The sequence below is a fragment of the Gallaecimonas xiamenensis 3-C-1 genome (genome assembly GCF_000299915.1).
GTDB classification, from domain to species: domain Bacteria; phylum Pseudomonadota; class Gammaproteobacteria; order Enterobacterales; family Gallaecimonadaceae; genus Gallaecimonas; species Gallaecimonas xiamenensis.
The window spans coordinates 1-3,128 of sequence record NZ_AMRI01000051.1; the positions used below are offsets into that span (position 1 = coordinate 1).

Genomic DNA, 3,128 nt, shown 5'->3' on the forward strand with positions numbered 1-3,128 from the left:
TGAGCCGTCAGATTTACAGTCTGATCCCTTTGGCCACTCGGGAACCCCACCAAATTATCCTGTCCTGATTTGAGCGTATGGCACGCTTCGGGCCGGTCAGAAGCCCTATAAGTGGTGCGCATTCTAAGAGAAGGTTCAGCCGAGGGCAAGCCTTGGCAAGAGCATTTCACCTGTAAAAACGGTTGTTTGCCCAAACTTTCAGCAATTTGTTAGCAATAGAGTGCCAAGCCTTCCAATACCAGGTCGGTACGGACTTCCCCCTGGGCCAACAGGCTGGGGGGCAGATGGCGAAGACCACCGCCGGTCAGCAGCACCGCCGGGCGCTGTCCCAGCTGTTGCTCAGCCAGCAATACCGCTTCTTTGACAAAGCCGCTGACCATGGCCTGGCAACCGTGATGCAGGCCAAGGCCGGTGTTGGGCCCAAAGACCAACTCCCCTTCCCCGCTGGCTAGATCCGCTACCTTGGCGGTACCAGAAAGCACAGCCTGGGTCATCATCCGAAAGCCTGGGGCAATCCAGCCCCCAAGATGCTGGCCGTTGGCCGCCACCAGATCGGCTGTGGCCGCTGTTCCTATATCCAGCACCAGACAGGCCCCTTTGGTACTGTGGAAGCCAGCCAGCATGGCCAGCCAGCGATCAACTCCCAGGCGCCAGGGTTCGCCATAGGCACTGCGCAGGCCAAAGGCCTCCGCCTCTGAGATCACTCGCTGGCAACGCAGCCCTTGTCGCTCGGCGAAGCGATGCAGAGCCTCTGCCACCCCCTCCTGGCTGACGCTGGCAAATAACAGTTGCTCAAGGTTCCTTGGCAACAAGGCAGTCAGCATATCCAGTTCTTCATGAGCAAAGCGCCCGAGAGGCCTGATGCCATCCTGGGTACCTAGCGCAGCCTTGAGGTAGCTGTTGCCGACTTCAACCAGTAATGCCGTCATGGCTCCTCATGGACAATTCCCCGCCGTAGATACGGCTGACCTGGCCGCCCGCCTCCAACAGCAAAGCGCCGTCGCTCTCTATGCCACGGCAGATCCCTACCTGCTGGCTTTGCTCATTCTTGAGCACCACCGCTTGGCCCCAGAAGCAATCCAAGCGGTTCCAATCGTCCACAAAAGCAGCCAGACCCTTCTCACTGAAGGTCGCCAGGGCGTCGCGCAGGCGGCTTATCACCTGATTGGCCAGTTCGGTGCGGTCCACCAGGCGGTTATAGATCTGCTGCAAGTCGGTCCAGGGTTGGTCTACCTGCCTGGCAGCATCCAAAGGCATGGCCACATTCAGCCCCACGCCGATGATGATATTGACCGGGCCATTGGCCTGGCCAACCAGTTCTACCAGAATACCACCCAGCTTACGGCCATTATGGTAGATGTCGTTCGGCCACTTGAGCCGCACCGCATCACCCAGGGTAGCGTTAATGGCATTGGCGACGGCGACCCCTGCAACCAAACTCAGGCCTTGGAGGGCGGCATGGCGGCTGTCCATCTGCCAGAACAGGCTGAAGTAAAGGTGGGCACCAAAAGGCGACACCCAATTTTGCCCGCGCCGGCCTCGGCCAGCGGTCTGGCACTCAGCCAACACCACAGCACCGTTTGGGGGAGCCTTCTCCGCCTTAAGCACGTCATTGGTGGAGCCCACCTCTGACCAAAGCGCCAGGTGTTCACCCAGGCTGGCTTTGAGACGCTCTTCATCGAGCAGGGACAGGGGGTGGGCAAGGCGGTAACCTTTACCCTTAACACTGAAGATGTCGAGACCGAGGCGGCGCAGTTCAGCCATCCTCTTGGATATAGAGGCACGTGACAGAGACAGGATCTCGCCAAGCTCCTCACCGGAGTGGAATCGCCCGTCAGCAAGCTTACTTAAAAGCAGCTGATTGGCAGGGTCGAGTTTTTTCATTGGACGCATCTAAATTTAAAGTGGAATTTCTCCCGAAGCGCCTATTACTCTGATTTCCGGAGACAGACAAACCCCGAACTTGTTTTCCACATCGTCCCTGATCTGGCGGGCAAGTTCGACGATATCTACCGCCCTGGCCCGGCCATGATTGACCAGTACCAGCGCCTGGTGTTCATGAACACCAGCGTCCCCGAGGCGTTTGCCTTTCCAGCCCGCCCGGTCAATAAACCAGGCTGCCGGCACCTTTATTTGCCCAGGCGACACTTCATAGCCGGGCAGGTCGGCATATACCTTCTTCAGCGCTTCGAATGATGTTTTTGTTATTGTTGGATTTTTATAAAAGCTGCCAGCATTACCCAGTTGAGAGGGATCGGGTAATTTGGCTCGCCTCACCTTTTTCACCAGTTCGCTAACCTGGCGTGGTGTGACCCCATCATAAGTCAGTTGGGACAGTGGTGCATAGTCCAGCACCGGGGTCCATTTTTTATTCAGCCTCAATCCCACGGCCGTGATCAAGACTTTCCCCTGCAGCTGCCCTTTGAAGATGGAGTCGCGATAGCCAAACTGACAGGCGTCCGCTGCCAGGCGGTGACACTCGCCACTCTGCAAATCCAGGTAATCCACATATTGGCACCGATCCTTGAGTTCAAGGCCGTAGGCACCGATGTTTTGGATGGGGGCTGCACCAACAGTACCTGGGATCAAAGACAGGTTTTCCAGACCACCCATGCCCTGGGCCAGAGTCCAGTCCACCAATTCGGTCCAACCCTCACCGGCCCCCACTTCCAAGAGGTAACTCTGCTCGTCTTGGGTCACCTTGATACCCTTGAGGCGGTTCAGTAGCACCAGGCCGTCGAACGGCTCGCAAAACAGCATATTGGAGCCACCACCCAGGGGCAGTACCAGGGGATATTGGCGCACCAGGGCTGGCAGTTGAGGCAGGTCAGCGAGAGAATCGAGGGTTACCAGTGCACGGCAGTGGACATCCAGCCCAAAGGTATTAAAGGGAAGGAGGGAAACGTCGGACTGGATCTGCATGCTGGAAACCGCTGGGAAAAGGGCGTTTAGTTTATCCACAAAGCCATAAACGAAAAAGCCCCGGTCAGATGACCGGGGCTCGTTCGTTTATGGTGCTGATAGGCAGATTCGAACTGCCGACCTCACCCTTACCAAGGGTGCGCTCTACCAACTGAGCTATATCAGCACGCGTATTAGATGCCTGGCAGTGACCTACTCTCACATAG

The 3,128-nt window shown here is 57.2% G+C and carries 3 protein-coding genes and 1 tRNA gene; all 4 read right to left on the reverse strand.

The genetic code is table 11. The annotated features are described in order from the left end of the window. Nucleotides 1-209: 209 nt before the first annotated feature. The 4 genes from B3C1_RS19110 to B3C1_RS19125 all read right to left on the reverse strand — a co-directional run bounded on the left by B3C1_RS19110 (nt 210) and on the right by B3C1_RS19125 (nt 3,088). A complete protein-coding gene (locus B3C1_RS19110; protein ID WP_008486875.1) occupies nt 210-929 on the reverse strand; it encodes a type III pantothenate kinase in 720 nt (239 codons plus the stop codon). Beyond that, nucleotides 910-1,893, reverse strand: a complete 984-nt coding sequence (birA, locus tag B3C1_RS19115) for a bifunctional biotin--[acetyl-CoA-carboxylase] ligase/biotin operon repressor BirA (protein WP_336391140.1) — start codon at nt 1,891-1,893, stop codon at nt 910-912. The genes B3C1_RS19110 and birA overlap by 20 nt, the downstream gene beginning before the upstream one ends. 6 nt (nt 1,894-1,899) lie before the next feature. Continuing rightward, a complete protein-coding gene (murB, locus tag B3C1_RS19120) occupies nt 1,900-2,922 on the reverse strand; it encodes a UDP-N-acetylmuramate dehydrogenase (protein WP_008486878.1) in 1,023 nt (340 codons plus the stop codon). Between the two features lie 90 nt (nt 2,923-3,012). Beyond that, a tRNA-Thr gene (locus B3C1_RS19125) sits at nt 3,013-3,088 on the reverse strand. Nucleotides 3,089-3,128: the final 40 nt, after the last annotated feature.